General features: G+C 37.8%; 14 protein-coding genes. 4 read left to right on the forward strand and 10 right to left on the reverse strand.

Going from position 1 to position 14436, the window contains the following annotated elements; genetic code table 11:
- Nucleotides 1-399 precede the first annotated feature (399 nt).
- A complete protein-coding gene (locus ACIQZG_RS19905) occupies nt 400-1278 on the reverse strand; it encodes a nucleotidyltransferase-like protein (RefSeq protein WP_402757212.1) in 879 nt (292 codons plus the stop codon).
- A gap of 154 nt (nt 1279-1432) precedes the next feature.
- Here ACIQZG_RS19905 and ACIQZG_RS19910 point away from each other — a divergent pair, with 154 nt between their 5' ends.
- Nucleotides 1433-1783 (forward strand): YgzB family protein, encoded by a 351-nt coding sequence (locus tag ACIQZG_RS19910; protein ID WP_402757213.1) that lies wholly within the window; start codon nt 1433-1435, stop codon nt 1781-1783.
- A 35-nt stretch (nt 1784-1818) separates the two neighbouring features.
- Here the strand turns inward: ACIQZG_RS19910 and perR are convergent, their stop codons facing one another.
- The 3 genes from perR to bcp form a co-directional block, all read right to left on the reverse strand.
- Complete coding sequence (perR, locus tag ACIQZG_RS19915) at nt 1819-2262, reverse strand: peroxide-responsive transcriptional repressor PerR (protein WP_402757214.1); 444 nt, start codon at nt 2260-2262, stop codon at nt 1819-1821.
- Between the two features lie 113 nt (nt 2263-2375).
- Complete coding sequence (locus tag ACIQZG_RS19920) at nt 2376-3320, reverse strand: D-2-hydroxyacid dehydrogenase (protein ID WP_402757215.1); 945 nt, start codon at nt 3318-3320, stop codon at nt 2376-2378.
- Entirely contained in the window at nt 3317-3793 is a 477-nt protein-coding gene (bcp, locus tag ACIQZG_RS19925) for a thioredoxin-dependent thiol peroxidase (protein ID WP_402757216.1), read from the reverse strand. The genes ACIQZG_RS19920 and bcp overlap by 4 nt, the downstream gene beginning before the upstream one ends.
- Before the next feature lie 133 nt (nt 3794-3926).
- Between bcp and ACIQZG_RS19930 the strand changes: the two genes are divergently transcribed.
- The 3 genes from ACIQZG_RS19930 (at nt 3927) to ACIQZG_RS19940 (ending at nt 7197) form a co-directional block, all read left to right on the forward strand.
- On the forward strand, nt 3927-5213 hold the full coding sequence (locus ACIQZG_RS19930; RefSeq protein WP_402757217.1) for a glutamate-1-semialdehyde 2,1-aminomutase: 1287 nt from the start codon (nt 3927-3929) through the stop codon (nt 5211-5213).
- A gap of 141 nt (nt 5214-5354) precedes the next feature.
- Nucleotides 5355-6443: an FUSC family protein gene (locus ACIQZG_RS19935; protein ID WP_402757218.1), complete on the forward strand. Its 1089-nt coding sequence runs from the start codon at nt 5355-5357 to the stop codon at nt 6441-6443.
- Between the two features lie 121 nt (nt 6444-6564).
- Nucleotides 6565-7197, forward strand: coding sequence for a TerD family protein (locus ACIQZG_RS19940; RefSeq protein WP_402757219.1), 633 nt, complete (start codon nt 6565-6567; stop codon nt 7195-7197).
- 34 nt (nt 7198-7231) lie between these two features.
- Here ACIQZG_RS19940 and ACIQZG_RS19945 read toward each other — a convergent pair whose 3' ends face one another.
- From ACIQZG_RS19945 to ACIQZG_RS19970, 6 genes are read right to left on the reverse strand one after another with little or no spacing between them, the layout of a single operon-like run.
- A complete protein-coding gene (locus ACIQZG_RS19945; RefSeq protein WP_402757220.1) occupies nt 7232-8272 on the reverse strand; it encodes a toxic anion resistance protein in 1041 nt (346 codons plus the stop codon).
- A gap of 22 nt (nt 8273-8294) precedes the next feature.
- Nucleotides 8295-9926: a YceG family protein gene (locus tag ACIQZG_RS19950; protein WP_402757221.1), complete on the reverse strand. Its 1632-nt coding sequence runs from the start codon at nt 9924-9926 to the stop codon at nt 8295-8297.
- Nucleotides 9927-9952: 26 nt separating this feature from the next.
- Nucleotides 9953-10765 carry an HAD family hydrolase gene (locus tag ACIQZG_RS19955; protein WP_402757222.1) on the reverse strand — a complete coding sequence of 271 codons (813 nt, stop codon included), beginning with the start codon at nt 10763-10765 and terminating at the stop codon, nt 9953-9955.
- A gap of 13 nt (nt 10766-10778) precedes the next feature.
- Nucleotides 10779-11879 carry a cysteine protease StiP family protein gene (locus tag ACIQZG_RS19960; RefSeq protein ID WP_402757223.1) on the reverse strand — a complete coding sequence of 367 codons (1101 nt, stop codon included), beginning with the start codon at nt 11877-11879 and terminating at the stop codon, nt 10779-10781.
- A complete protein-coding gene (locus ACIQZG_RS19965) occupies nt 11879-13246 on the reverse strand; it encodes a phosphoribosyltransferase family protein (protein WP_402757224.1) in 1368 nt (455 codons plus the stop codon). Before ACIQZG_RS19965 ends, ACIQZG_RS19960 begins: the two co-directional genes overlap by 1 nt.
- Nucleotides 13197-14414 carry an HpcH/HpaI aldolase/citrate lyase family protein gene (locus ACIQZG_RS19970; RefSeq protein WP_402757225.1) on the reverse strand — a complete coding sequence of 406 codons (1218 nt, stop codon included), beginning with the start codon at nt 14412-14414 and terminating at the stop codon, nt 13197-13199. The genes ACIQZG_RS19965 and ACIQZG_RS19970 overlap by 50 nt, the downstream gene beginning before the upstream one ends.
- Nucleotides 14415-14436 lie beyond the last annotated feature (22 nt).

Below are 14436 nucleotides of genomic sequence, written 5' to 3' on the forward strand. Positions count from 1 at the left end.
AGCCAGGATCAAACTCTCCATAAAAGTAGTTTGAAAGCTCATTAGCTTTGCTAGCGTATCAACTAAAAGTTGATATCTATTTATTACTTATGTTTTGTTCACTAACTTAGTTGTTAGATACTTAAAACGTTATTGATTACGTTTTGCTTGTTCAGTTTTCAAGGTTCATTTTGAAGTTGTCGTTTTCAGCGACTTCTTCATATTAACACTTCATCAATTCTCTGTCAACAACTTTTTTAAAAGTTTTTTCGTTGAGTTTTCAAAGTGTTTTTTGTGATGTCTTAGCGACAATTAATATATTACAACACTAATATATTAATCGTCAACACTTTTTTAAAATAAAATTCGAGGTATTTTTCATACCTCGATTACAAGCATACTATAGACTTGATTTTGTTTCTATAGAAGAACATCTGTATTGACTTTATAGTGTCGATGAAAAATCATTTCGCTTTTTGCTATTATAGGATCAATAAGTATATAACCCTTATCCACTAGATACTCTACAAAGACTTCTAGGTCGACAGAGTAATTTACAAGTTCACTGTGATCGTGAAGTTCCTGAATTGTCCATGTTTCTTTTTTCTTCATAACATCCAATATATGGCAAGCACCGTCTTGTGTGCGTGAATGAATTAAAAACTCACTTGCTAAAAACAGTAGCTCTAAACGCTTTTCAATTGGTTCAGAACTCATCACTAGTTCCTCATACAATTTATAGATAGCTGGTTCAATATTCTTTACTTGTCCCCATACCGTTACTTCTGGATATAAACCACTATCAATAATTGATAACCGTCCTAAATGATGAAGAGAATCCACAACATGATTATAAGCATCTAGATAGCTGCCTTTATCGAAGTACTCTTTCCCTTCTAAGTAACGACGAATTAGCTTCGAAAATTGAATACCCGTTTTGATTTTGCGACCGTTGAACGGGAACTCCTGTAATTCAATTTTTAATTTATGAAGAAATTCATTGCGATCGAATAATACTTTGCCGAAGAAAATCCAATCTACAACCTTTTTGTTAGAGCCAATTAACAACCATTTTCGTAATAATTTCTCTGTTATTGTATGTAAGGCAACCTTATTCCCTTCATATAGATAGTGTTTCGTAAATACCGGCTTTTCCGCCTCCTTAACGATTATAAGTAGGACTGTATCAAATGTATCTGTTACATTACTTTGCTCTTCTCGTTTTTGAATTAAAATAACACCTAGTGTATTTGGCTGGCTAGCACGTTCTTGATAAATCGGACGTAAAACTTGCTCCATAATTCAGCCCTCCCAATATAGTTTTCGTTGCAATTTATTATGTTTTAAATTTCGACATACTATCATAAGAATCCTTCTTTTCATTTTTTTCTAATCTAAAATACTTTATCCATATATGTTATAGTATTCTTTAGATTGGGAGGCAAGATGATATATGAAACCTTATAAAAGTAAAATCAATAAAATCCGTTCATTTGCATTAGCCTTAATCTTTATCGGCTTTATCATCATGTACGGTGCAATTTTCTTCAGAAGCAATCAATGGCTTGTACTTATTTTTATGTCTCTTGGATTACTTTGTATTATTGGTAGTACAGCAGTGTATGGTTGGATTGGATTATTGTCGACGCGCGCTGTGCAAGTCGAATGTCCAAATTGCCACAAGCATACTAAAGTTTTAGGCCGTGTAGATATGTGTATGTATTGCAATGAACCACTTACACTTGACCCTACATTAGAAGGAAAAGAATTCGATCAATCCTACAATCAAAAACAACATAACTAAAAAATTCCTAGCCCTCATCCGAGAGCTAGGAATTTTTATTGCACTTTTGTAGCTACATCTTTACATGCCGAACATGTACCGTAAATTTCAAGGCGATGTGAGTGCACGTCAAATCCAGTTACTTGCGATGCGAAATGCTCAATTTCATCGAGACCAGGATAATGGAAGTCTACGATTTTCCCACAGCCTTCACAAATTATGTGATAATGATCATTTGTGACAAAATCAAAGCGACTCGAAGCATCACCATAAGTTAGCTCCTTTACTAAACCAACCTCGCGGAATACACGAAGATTATTGTAGACAGTCGCCACACTCATATTTGGGAATTTCCCTTCAAGTGCTTTATAAATGTCATCGGCAGTAGGATGTGCCATCGATTGAATCAAATATTCCAAAATAGCATGACGCTGGGGAGTTATACGTACACCAGTTGTTTTTAACGTGTCAAGTGCATCTTGTAAATGCGTTACAGACATCGCCATGCACCCCTTTTCATAAGTATTATTAATTTATAATTGTTATAAATAGTGTATCGAATGAAACCAACATCTGTCAACATTTGCTCATTCATCTTATGAAAAATTATAGCTTAATACCCTCTTGACAAGTTCATTACATTTTCTAAATCCTTTTCACCATTCAGCCATTTCTCAAGATTTGGCCTGAAAATGTCTAAACTACGCTCAACGTAGCGGGAAGAATGACTCGATACATGCGGTGACACGATGACATTTGGCAGTGTCCATAATGGATGATCTGCTACAAGAGGCTCTTCTTCAAATACATCAAGCACTGCGTAGCCAATCTCTCCATTTTCAATTGCATGAATCAGAACATTCTCATCTACTAAGTTTCCGCGACCAAAATTCATGAAAATCGCATTACTTTTCATCGCTTTAAAATGAGCTTCTTTCAATAGATGCGTTGTTTCTACCGTTTTTGGTAAAACGGAAATGACAATATCGGCTCTTGGTAAAGTGTCTAAAAGTCCATCGAAACTCACGATTTCATCCATATACGCCGCTTCTTTACCTGATCGGTTGCAACCAATAGTAGTAACACCAAAAGCTTGTAGTAAGCGACCAACCTCACTGCCAATTGTACCCGGCCCTAAAATAAGAGCCGTGCTATCACGTAATTCCGTTTGCTTCGCTTTTTTTGACCACTCACTTTTTTTCTGTTGCTCGTACATCCAAGGTATTGCACGTTTAATGGCTAATATATGAGCAAGAATTGACTCTGCCATCGGTGTTTTATGAATACCACGCACATTTGAAACCACAATACTTCTATCAATGATTGCTTGCGCTGGCATTTTTTCTACGCCTGCAGAGGCAACAAATATCCATTTAACATTTTCGGCATATTGAATGTTATTATCATCTAAATCCTCACCATATGTAACTAGTACGTCAGCCCTTTGTAGTTCCTTATTAGATAACCCATTTTCAAACACAAAGTCTATCTCAGGAAACTCCGCAACTAACGGGTCCTTTAAATCCGGTCTTGGTTCAAATGTAAAATAGATTCTCATTTTATCCCCTCCTGCTCCGCTAAAAATGCATACACTTCTTCAATATGGTTTTTCACACGCACCTTACGCCACTGCTTTACAAGATTACCTTCTCCGTCTATTAAAAACGTTGAACGTTCAATGCCCATATATTCACGACCATACATTTTCTTCAATACCCACACGCCATATGCTTCTGCCACCTCATGATCTTCATCTACTAGCAGAGAAAAAGGCAAGCCATGCTTATCAATAAACTTCGTATGTTTTTTTGCATCATCCGGACTAACACCTAATACAACAGCATTTAAATGACTGAAGTCATCATACTTATCACGAAAATCACAAGCCTCAGTTGTGCATCCTGGTGTCATATCTTTTGGATAAAAATATAGAATTACGTTTTTCCCTTGGTAATCTTTTAATTGCACTGTTTCACCCTTTTCATTGACTAACGAAAACTCGGGTGCTTTTTTTCCTTCTATTAAATCCATTAATAATCTCCTCCTTTGTTACCTCTTATTCTACTCGAAGTCGCAAATCAAGTCATATCCCCGATTTTCTTTGGATTTCTCACTTCGATAGGTCTACAATAGGAAGGGTAAAAATGAATTGGAGGCAATATTTATGAATCACTCAAAATCCAAAGCGGTACACGCAGAAGCACTCCAGCACATCGTTGGTGGTGTGAATAGCCCTTCTCGTTCTTATAAAGCAGTTGGTGGTGGATCACCTGTAGCTATGGCCCGTGGGAAAGGTGCTTATTTTTGGGATGTCGATGGCAATCGTTATATCGATTACTTAGCCGCATACGGACCTATCGTGACAGGTCACGGTCATCCACATATTACGAAAGCTATTACGCATGCAGCGGAAAACGGCACATTATTCGGTACACCAACTGAATATGAAGTGACTTTTGCCAAAATGCTAAAAGAAGCCATCCCTTCAATGGATAAAGTTCGCTTCAATAACTCAGGAACAGAAGCAGTTATGACAACAATCCGTGTCGCACGTGCTTACACTGGTCGCACTAAAATTATGAAATTTGCTGGCTGCTATCACGGTCATTTCGACTTAGTATTAGTCGCTGCAGGTTCAGGTCCTGCAACACTTGGAACACCAGACTCTGCAGGTGTAACAACAGCTACTGCCGAAGAAGTAATCACGGTACCATTCAACAACCCAGAAGCATTTATGGAAGCAATGGATAAATGGGGCGATGAACTTGCAGCGATTTTAATTGAACCAATCGTCGGGAACTTTGGTATCGTGGAACCAAAACCTGGTTTCTTAGAATTAGTTCATGCTACTGCAAAACAAAAAGGTGCATTAACAATTCACGATGAGGTCATCACAGCATTCCGCTTCCATTATGGTGCTGCTCAGGACCTACTTGGTTTAACTCCAGATTTAACGGCACTTGGTAAAGTTATCGGCGGTGGTCTACCAATCGGTGCTTACGGTGGCCGTAAAGAAATTATGGATACAGTTGCACCACTTGGTCCAGCTTACCAGGCTGGAACAATGGCTGGTAACCCCGCTTCAATGCAAGCCGGTATTGCTTGTTTAGAAGTACTTGCAAAGCCTGGCATATACGATGAAATGGATCGCCTTGGCGCTATTTTAGAAGAAGGTATTTTAACAGCAGCAAGAAAACATGATGTAACAATCACAGTAAATCGCTTAAAAGGCGCACTAACAATTTACTTTACAGACGTTAAAGTTGAAAACTACGAGCAGGCTGAAAACTCTGATGGCGAAATTTTCGGTCGTTTCTTTAAGGTAATGATTGAACAAGGCATTAACCTTGCCCCATCTAAATATGAAGCATGGTTCTTAACAACTGAGCATACAGAAGCTGATATTCACGAAACAATCAAAGCTATAGATTATGCATTCTCCCAACTTTAATATTCATCTATTGAACGACTTTCCTTGGAAAGTCGTTTTTTTATATATAGAATGCTAAATTCATGTATTTAATGGACACTTCCTTCTATACTGTATAGAATATAACTTTAAAATAACTGACAGAAAGGACATCCACTTTCTATGAAATTAGGTGCCCGTGTTTTTAAGACTGCTGTAGCAATTGTCTTTGCGCTTTTTATAGCCGAATTATTGAAATTGCCTTCTCCAGTATTCGCTGGGATTGCAGCCATTTTTGCGATTCAACCTTCCATTTACAGGTCATACCAAACGATTGTTGAACAAATACAGGCAAATGTAATTGGTGCTACCATTGCCGTTATATTTGGATTGCTGTTTGGTCATCATTTAGTGGCGATCGGAATAGCTGTCGTGGTAACGATTGGGCTAATGTTAAAATTCAAGCTGGAAAAATCCTTATCCATCGCACTTGTAACGGTCGTAGCGATTATGGAGATTCAAGGAGACGACTTTATTACATTTGGCTTTATACGTTTTTCAACAGTATTAGTCGGTGTACTCGCAGCTTTTGTCATTAACCTATTCTTCCTTCCTCCGAAATACGAAGTGAAATTATTCCGTAAAATTCATTTTTTACAGGATGATATTATTCGGTGGACACGACTGGCTGTACGGCAGGCTTCCGAACATACTTCTACAAAAGCAGCATTAGGTAAATTCCAATCTCGCATGTCACGTATAGATATGCTTTACGAATTTTACAAAGAAGAACGTAGCTATTTTAAAAATAAGAAGTTTGAAAAAGCGCGTAAGCTTGTTGTGTACCGTCAAATGATTACAACGTCGAAAAAAAGTCTAGAGCTACTTAATCGACTTCACAAGCATGAAAATGAACTGGCGGTCTTACCAACACAATTCCATTTACTAATTCAGGAGCGTTTAGATTTTCTACTAACATATCACGAACAACTCCTCTTGAAATACACAGGAAAATTAAAGCCTGAGCATTCTGAGTGGTCCAACCATATTGATTATATTCAACGCAATCAGCTAATGGATATTTTCATCAAACAAGTGAAATTCACACAAGAAGAAGGCGAAACAGAATTCTCAAGTTATCACTTGCTATATATTTTATCGCGTATTTTGGATTACGAGGAAAACTTGGAGCATCTAGATATGTTGATTGTTTCGTTCCAAAACTACCACGGTGAAGATATTAACTTGGAAATTGAAGAAGAGATTATTTAATGTAAAACGACAAATTGGTTTAAACCAGTTTGTCGTTTATTTCTCTCAACCTATTTATAAATATTTTCCAATTCGATATAATTAACTTAAAAATCGAAATAAATAGGGGTGTTCATATTCTATGGTGAATTTAAGTAAAATCGAATTAACAAAGAAAGGACAATCTATAAATTTATCAAAATCTCAAAATCAAGGTATAGGGGAAATTCTCGTCAACTTAAATTGGAATCAACAAACACCAAAACCATCAGGAGGATTTTTATCTTCCCTTTTTGGTACTAAATCGAAAGGTGGTATCGATTTAGATTTAGGTTGTTTATACGAATTAACTAATGGGGAGAAAAGTTGCGTGCAAGCTCTTGGCAATACATTCGGCAATTTACATTATCCACCCTTTATTGCATTAGACGGTGATGATCGTACAGGATTGATAAGTGGCGGAGAAAACTTACGTATTAACGGGGATAAGGTAAAAGAAATCAAACGTGTACTTGTGTATGCCTTTATTTATGAAGGCATAGCAAATTGGTCAGAGGCTGACGGAATCGTGACCATCAACTACGGAACAGGGCCTAGTATTGAAGTTCGTTTAAATGAACATCGTAATGGTAAAAACATGTGTGCCATCGCTATGATTGAAAATGTAAATAACGAAACCTTTAAAGTTGAGCGACTTGTTGAATACTTTAGCGGACATAAAGACATGGACAAAGCCTATAAATGGGGGCTCTCTTGGCGTACAGGGCAAAAATAAAAAATCCGACACCGTTTCGTACGGTGTTGGATTTTTATTTTTCACTACGAAGTGCCAAGAGTTGCTGTTCTGTTTTTTTACGTTGTGCAGTTTGTTCATCACGTAGCTGGCGATAATTCGTAATACCTGTAAGAATCGTATCCCACATTTCTTCAAGCGTTAGTGTTTTTTCTGGTTGCTGCGCCATTGCCATACTTAATTGCACAGCATCACCGTTTGCTCCACCGAATTGTTTCATGCGGTTTTCAAAAGCAGCAGCTGATTCATTATGTAGCTTTTGTCGCTTTTCATTGACTGCATTCATGATACTCATCTTAAAGACAGGAATCGTCTTGACGAATGCTCCATTAATTTGTTCGATTAATTCGCTATTACCACTACGAATCATTTCGATTTGCGGAGCTGCTAAAATCGCAACCATACGTGATTTCTCCAACTCATCTATTTTATGAGCAAGTGTTTCAGTGATCGCTTGCAAACTATTTAGTTCCATTCGAGCGATTTGATTGCCTGCTTCACTCTGTTTTTCATACATCGGTATTAACGTCGATGTGACTTCATCCAATTTCATTTCTGCTGCTACAATGTATTTTTCAAGCTCCATATAATACATCAAATCTTCATGATATAACCGTGCTAGCATTCGATTATCATTCGCTAATGCCTCTTCCATTAGCACAAATTGATAGTGAATTTTCTCAATATCTCTGCCGAGAACATTGTACTTATCAAATAAGTCTTCCTTCTTTTTCGGTGCACGTTTAAACAACTTCCCTAAAAAGCTTTGCTGCTCAATAAGTTCTTTCTTATCAAATTTCATCATTAATTCTTCAAGTTGTTTTAATAATTCGCCTGATTCATTCACTGTCGATTTAGACATCATACTTAAAATTTGGTCCGAAAAGCGTGATAATTTCGTCGCTGGTCCTTGACCCAGTGCCATTAAATCCATTTGATTTTTCACATTGATACGATTCACGATTTGCTGAACTTCCGAACTTTGACGAAGTTGTAATTTAGTCGCCTCTGCTGTTTCTGGAGTTAGCTGTTCAAGTATTATCGGTAAGTTGGACATAATGCACCTCCTTTCCTAGTCGTTAGAAAAAGCGGTTAAATAATTTTTTTATAATTTTATCTGGCGCTGACTTTTGCGGTTTTGGCTCTTCATATTGCAAATCAAACACCATATGCTCTAATCGATGACTATCGAAGGTATCCTCTTGCAAGTATTTTTCTAAATCAAGCTTACCTGTAGGATTATAGAAGACAATATCGACACCGAAACGATTTAAAAATACTAATAATGCAATATCTTCGCGTGATAAAGCTGGTTGCTGTGGACTTTGGTATAGTACAAGTTTTGGTACCTCTTGCGAATAATCAAAGCTTTGCAATAAACGTAAAATCTCTTTTGGAATCATCGTCATTTGCTTAAATAAGAATAGCTGTAAATCATATAACGATTCGTTGGGCTGTTGTTTCAACAATGGTTTTTCACATGAAGATTTTATCGTGTGTGCAATTGCCTGCTGTAACTCCAAAGTTAATTCTCCGTACTGCCACCAATCACTTTGAACAATGCGTTCCTCTGATAACTCACCATTCACTAAGCAATGCTTGTAGTGGAAATGAAAATTCGCTTTACTTGTTTTAGCATAAGGGAACTCTTGCACAAATACCGTTTGTGGGCTAGCTTGTAGCTTATGCATGAATTGCCAATATTCTTCACGTCGACTCGACACACCACTAATTTTCGCAAAAATCACTGGTATTACCACTTCATGACCTACCACTTCAAAGTTTGGTCGGACCATGGCCTTTTCATTTGCATAAATAAAAATATCATCATAGGTCATACGTAACGTCAATGAACGGGGCATAAAATCTTTAAATTGCCATGGACGATAAACACCTGACTGTTGGTCATGCATTAACTGCTCAAAATGCTGACTCGAACGATAGCCAACAGTGGCCTGACGATCACGTAATTTATCGGGGAAAGGCTGTAGTGTAGTTTGGCTTGCATAAGAATGCGTAATAGAAAATATATTCGTTGGATCTACTTCAGCAAACTCATCAACTGCAACTGGGTGAAAAATTAGCACATCGCAACCAAGCTCCATTAATAAAAGTAAGAAATACCTCTGACTAATCGTCGTTTCGCCATACCAAACAACTTTCGGAAAATCGTCCGTTGATTTCATTGTTTTTGTCCATTGAATCCAGTGGTTTTTTAGCCACTTCACCATATCAATTAAAAAGCGTCGAAAATCATTTGCCATTAATCCAAGTGATTGCTGATCACGAAAACGTTCCACAACTCGAATAGTTGCAAGCTGCAAATGTCGATTCATCGATGCATCATCATGCTTCGGTATAAGCTGATGACCATACATCATCGCAATCAAGCGGTTAATTGACAAGCCTTTTGGCGAATTTTGATGTTGCGCTAAAATACCTTGTAACGCCTGAAAGTCACTTTGTTCAATATGTTTATTTAATTCTTCACTTAAAATATGGATATTTTGATGTTGTGCCAATGTAAATAATGAATTGAAATAATCATCTTCTTCTATTGGTACACCCAATACACGAACGGCGATGCGACTAAAACGTACATGTTTATCTGTCGCCTCATATAACGCCCGCATCTTCGGTGAATCTTGGAACGCTTGTAGCCAATCAATAGGATCACGTTCCAAAACCGATTCAATTGTGATTGTTTGCATACAAACGCCACCTCCTTACATCTTACTTACACTATTGGTTGTTTTGCAGCAAGTTGCAAAACTTCTTCCAGTAAATTTTTCGTAAAGGCTTCACCACTGTGAGCCGAGTAAATAGTATTACCCAGTACTTTCGATTGCTTATCTTTCAAATCCCCATGATCAGGTGTATAGCCAATATCTGCTGTTGCAAGCATACCGTAGTCCATAATGGAATCACCTGCAGCCACGTGCACATCATATGTACAATGCTCTTTCATGTAAGCAATCGCCGCTTCCTTCGTTAACACCTTCGGGAGAAAATATAATTTCCTTCCTTGCAAAAGGACATGCCAACCGAGCGCATCGAATTCTTGAATCATTGCCTGTACTTCCTCTAGGCTTATGATTTCCAAATCTACATAATAAACATAAAATAAATCATCAACATAAAATGTCCTTTGCAGCCAAGCATCCGACTTCATTGCATCAAAACGACGTAACATATCAGCTTCTGGTATGGCGGAATCTTCAATACGTTTACGTAAAACTTTCGTCCACTTTTCGCTTGGACGCCCCTTTTCTAATATTGTACCTCCATTACTCGTAATTGCAAAAGTCGGAGATAAATCTTTTATTAAATGAATGCGTTCATATTGATGGAGAGCGCGTGTAGTGACAGGTACAAATAACGTTTGCTCATGTACCTGATGAAGCAATTTTGTTGTTGCTTCTGTCATCATGCTCATCGCTTCTCCGTCCAACCGTTCTGCAATAACAGGCGATGTTGCAGGTGGAAAACTATCCATCATACGTTTTGAATAAATAAGCGTACGGTCCAAATCAGATGTAAATAGTAGCATGTATTCTCTCCTTCTATACTTCTTTTATTAAGCCGCAGCATGCGTACGACATATTCAAATATTCTTCAACAAGTACATTTTTTTCTTTAGCTAATAATAATATGTGCTCAAGTTCATTCACATATTTAGGATTAATTAAAATTTTCCATGGTACACGGCGTAGTAATACACGCGTCGTTTCGCCAACCCCAGGCTTTACGAAATTAATATTTGATATCCCTAACTCTCGTTGGATTACTTGCACCGATTTCATGCCTTGCCATGTGACAGGTGCCGTTTGTTGCTCACCTCTTTGCCGTTCGACTGCCTTTTGCACTTGTTCGAAATAAGCACTTACCCGATCAATGTACAAGTTTGATACATCTACGTCCTCTAGCTCTTTATAATATTTCGCCCCATGGAAGTCATCTTCCTTCATAAACTGTAAATTCAATACAGTGCGACTTACTAACCCAGACACTGTTGAATTTAAACAAGCAGAGGGAATTAAAAAATCTTCGCGTGTACCATAAATAGACGTACAGTGTCCTGGATCGGCTAATACAGCTAATGTTGCATCTAATTGTTCCTCATTGTTTGCATTAAAATGCTCACATGCTTGTTGCAACTCTTTCGTAATGGCACCTTTTCCTGTCCAACCATCAATAAATTGAATGCATGCTGATGGATGTTCTGCAAATATATAATGAATAGCAGTTTCATCCATTCCACGTCCACGAAGTATTGAAATTGTGTAATGTGCTACTTCGACGTTGTAACGCATTTTAATATAACGCTTTATCAAAACTCCAATTGGCGTACCAGCTCTCGCTAAACTCACAAGCACTAAATTATCTAATCCTTGGCGTGCTACAATTTGCTCTGCCACAATCCCAACGGCTAGTGCAATACGTTCTGCAGAGGCATCTAACGTTTTATAGAAAAGTGACATGTATGCATCTGAAGGCTGGTACTCGACGGGTAGCATTTCAGAATAATGTGTACCAGACTGGATTAGACGCTCACGCTTTTCATTGTTTAATTCAAGCGATACATTACTAATATCACGCAGTAAAAAGACAACATCCTCTGGTGCATAACTCCCCATTTTATCGGGTTGCATTAGTGCGCGCATTATTCACCCTCCATTTCATGCATACAAATTACATATATTTTTGCAGTACTTACTGATTGCAAAGCTTGCACAACTCTCGCTACGACGTCTTTATCTGCTATACGTTCCACAACTAAAAAAAGTTCCGAATATGGATAACTTTGAATATTATATAGGTAGTTTTCAACACCATTATTTTCAGGACTTTCAAACGCTATTTTCTCAGTAATTGTATAGCCCTTCTCCCCTGAACAATAAATTGGACTACGCGTTGTCGATTGTACATAAACATCCTCACCTAAATAAGTAGCTATTTGCATTGGTATATACATAAACTCACCCGTGCCAATCACAAGTGCAGGACCACCTGATCTCAGCTTTTTTAACTGCTCAGCGGTACTCTTTATTGTATTCTTTTGTTCCGCATGCTGTTCAACTGTCAGCACAAATCTTCCCGTCGCTAGCATGTATGGTGCGGTATTTTCAACTCCATTTTCTGCAATGGAGCGATATCGCTTTTGTTCGATCGGCTCCTTTACGGACAGTAACGTCATTTCTTGAGCTTCTTGCGTAGTTATTTCTACTTGTTTGCTTGATAAAGTCGGTTCCCCAATACTAGTAAATTGTCCGCCGATAATTGATATAAAATCAATCGTTAGATCCCACTCATCTTCTAATCGCTTAAATACTGTTTGCTGTTGTTCCGATCGCCAGTCTAAAATCGACAGCACTGTATAATGCTTTACGAAGGGAAATTTCTTTCTCAACGTTTCAATAATGTTCACTACAGTATTGCCTGTAGTAATCTCATCATCTACTAACACAATACGCTTCGCCTGTAGCAATCTTTCAGGTTGCTCACTATAAACTCGATGACTCGTCGCGTGTGAATGTTCCTCTTCAAATGTTACAAATGGTTCAATGTCTGGCAGTTGTTCACGTGTCGTATGAATATAGGTCGCCTTCGATTGAAAGGCATTGAAAACTGCATGACCCAGCGCTGTCGCCGTTTCTGCAAAACCAATTAACAATGTCTCCTCAGGTAAATCTATCCCCTTTTCCTCCACTTGTTGTAAAACTGCCGGCGCATTTTCATGTTGCTTTAGGGCCTGTACAACATTAGGCAGTAACTCAGTCGCAACACCAGTACGCTTATGATGATACATCATCGCTAACAGTGTTCCGGTTAATATCGGTACTTGTGGACGTACCGCTAAATGCTTACCTAGAACTGTACTGACAAATAGAAACCGCCTTTTTTTATTAATACGCGTTGCCATCTTAAATAAATCTGTTAACGCAAAATCATACGGATTGTCCGTTATCTTAAGATCTATTTCATAGTTTTGAATAATTTTCAGCCTGCTCTTTAGTTGTTTCAAACTCATTTCCTCCTACATCTGTGTGCAATAAAAGAGACGCGAAATCCATGGATTCATTGTATACACCATATAAGTGCGCTTGGCGTAATATTTGTTGCGCCCATCTCGAATGCGGCTTCATTTCATTCATTTTATTGGCATAATGACTTTTCACTACACCTTTTTTGCCGTCATTATTTTCTATTATGCTCACCGCATCTAAGTATTCCTCATAAGAAACCACATATAACGCGTGCACAACACGAATATGGCTAGGATGGATAATCGTTTTACCTAAAATTCCATTTTGCCTGTCCATTAATACTTCTTTCATCAAACCATCTAGACAGTCATCTAGCAAAGCCTTACGCGCATTTAACGCTCCTTTTTCACTAAAAGGTGTTGCTCGTAAAGCTGGTTTTAATATTCGCTGATTGTTGAAATATTCCCATACTGGTCCTGAAATGACAAAGCCATCTTCTTCACGGCCTAGCACATTTATAATGTCTGCAATGCAATCTCGAATAACAGCAATATCGTAAATCGTCGAATCCACACGACGACGAATGCCATATATTCCACAAAAATCTGTTGCTCCAATACGCACATTTAATACGCGTGAACGATATTGATTGAGGATTTCCTTAATGGCAAATAATGCGTTCATTCGAGACTCCTTATATAGAATGTCACGACTTTCTAAAATCGGCATCCCGTATAAAGTTAGCTGATGCTGCTGTATAGTTTTCTCTAACAATTCAAAATAAGTAGCACCTTGTGTTGTCGCAAATTTAGGAAATACATAGCCAGTTAATACTTCTTGATGTTTCCCTAAGGCATCCGTTAAAAATGCAAATTGCTCTACACTACGTACACGAATAAAAATTAGCGGTAGATCTTGTCGCTCAATTTGTTTGTTTTCATACAGCGTAAATAATGCACCAATATCTTCTACTAATTTCGCTTCACACATTCCTAACTCGGCATCTCCAACAGCATCTTCTAAATCTATGACAAATGACGTCAACTCTTTATATTTATGCGATTGCACCATATTAATAATATTAGGCATCGACGCAGGCATATACAAAGTCGCACCTAGCGCATACGCTAAAATTTCTGGTGCATCCCATTTTGTAAAAGGCTGTGGTTTTTTATAAAAAACCTTCTCTGCTTCAGCTGAAAAATGTTGCATCTGATTCCCTCCTTATCAAAAG

It is taken from the genome of Lysinibacillus sp. NPDC096418 (genome assembly GCF_044762775.1).
Lineage (GTDB): Bacteria > Bacillota > Bacilli > Bacillales_A > Planococcaceae > Lysinibacillus.

Coding starts and splice junctions, on each gene's coding strand:
- ACIQZG_RS19905 (WP_402757212.1), bottom strand. CDS start 1,278: ATGGAGCAAGTTTTACGTCCGATTTATCAAGAACGTGCTAGCCAGCCA.
- ACIQZG_RS19910 (WP_402757213.1), top strand. CDS start 1,433: ATGAAACCTTATAAAAGTAAAATCAATAAAATCCGTTCATTTGCATTA.
- perR (WP_402757214.1), bottom strand. CDS start 2,262: ATGTCTGTAACGCATTTACAAGATGCACTTGACACGTTAAAAACAACT.
- ACIQZG_RS19920 (WP_402757215.1), bottom strand. CDS start 3,320: ATGAGAATCTATTTTACATTTGAACCAAGACCGGATTTAAAGGACCCG.
- bcp (WP_402757216.1), bottom strand. CDS start 3,793: ATGGATTTAATAGAAGGAAAAAAAGCACCCGAGTTTTCGTTAGTCAAT.
- ACIQZG_RS19930 (WP_402757217.1), top strand. CDS start 3,927: ATGAATCACTCAAAATCCAAAGCGGTACACGCAGAAGCACTCCAGCAC.
- ACIQZG_RS19935 (WP_402757218.1), top strand. CDS start 5,355: ATGAAATTAGGTGCCCGTGTTTTTAAGACTGCTGTAGCAATTGTCTTT.
- ACIQZG_RS19940 (WP_402757219.1), top strand. CDS start 6,565: ATGGTGAATTTAAGTAAAATCGAATTAACAAAGAAAGGACAATCTATA.
- ACIQZG_RS19945 (WP_402757220.1), bottom strand. CDS start 8,272: ATGTCCAACTTACCGATAATACTTGAACAGCTAACTCCAGAAACAGCA.
- ACIQZG_RS19950 (WP_402757221.1), bottom strand. CDS start 9,926: ATGCAAACAATCACAATTGAATCGGTTTTGGAACGTGATCCTATTGAT.
- ACIQZG_RS19955 (WP_402757222.1), bottom strand. CDS start 10,765: ATGCTACTATTTACATCTGATTTGGACCGTACGCTTATTTATTCAAAA.
- ACIQZG_RS19960 (WP_402757223.1), bottom strand. CDS start 11,879: ATGCGCGCACTAATGCAACCCGATAAAATGGGGAGTTATGCACCAGAG.
- ACIQZG_RS19965 (WP_402757224.1), bottom strand. CDS start 13,246: ATGAGTTTGAAACAACTAAAGAGCAGGCTGAAAATTATTCAAAACTAT.
- ACIQZG_RS19970 (WP_402757225.1), bottom strand. CDS start 14,414: ATGCAACATTTTTCAGCTGAAGCAGAGAAGGTTTTTTATAAAAAACCA.